The 594-nt window shown below is 69.4% G+C and carries 1 protein-coding gene; it reads left to right on the top strand.

Features of this window, described 5'->3' with window-relative positions:
- Positions 1-594, top strand: a 594-nt coding sequence (locus BIV28_RS19555) for a low temperature requirement protein A (protein WP_207556136.1), incomplete at both ends; no start/stop codon positions are given.

The raw sequence follows: 594 nt of genomic DNA, 5'->3' as shown, positions 1-594 counted from the left end.
TCGGTGCTGGCCGTCGCCGGCTACGTCGTCATGCGCCTCGCCATGGTCGTGTTGTGGCTCCGAGCCGCGGCGAGCCACCCGGAGGGGCGCCGCACCGCCCTGACGTACGCTGCCGGCATCGCGCTCGTGCAGGTGTACTGGGTTCTGCGCCTGTTCGTGTCGGGGCAGCCGCTCATCACCGTCACCTTCTTCGTCGGCATCGCGCTCGAGTTCCTCGTGCCGCCGATCGCCGAGCGCCGGGGCATCACGCCGTTCCACCCGCACCACATCGCCGAGCGCTACAGCCTCTTCACCATCATCGTGCTGGGCGAGGTGATCCTGTCGACCGTGCAGGCCGTGCAGGGTGCGCTCCTCGGTGGCACTACCACCGAGCTCGTCGAGATCATCGCGGGCGGCCTGCTCATCGTGTTCTCGATGTGGTGGCTCTACTTCAAGCGCGAGCAGGTCGAGCTGTTCGCGGCCGACTTCTGGACGGTCTTCACCTGCTCCTACGGCCACGTGTTCGTCTTCGCGTCGGTGGCGGCGAGCGGTGCGGCCCTCGCGGCAGCCGTCGACGCCGTCCAGCACGAGTCGCACGCCGGCGTGCGCGCCGTC

This window comes from Intrasporangium flavum, assembly GCF_001956915.1.
GTDB lineage: Bacteria > Actinomycetota > Actinomycetes > Actinomycetales > Dermatophilaceae > Monashia > Monashia flava.
This window is presented reverse-complemented; position numbering and strand designations above follow the sequence as displayed.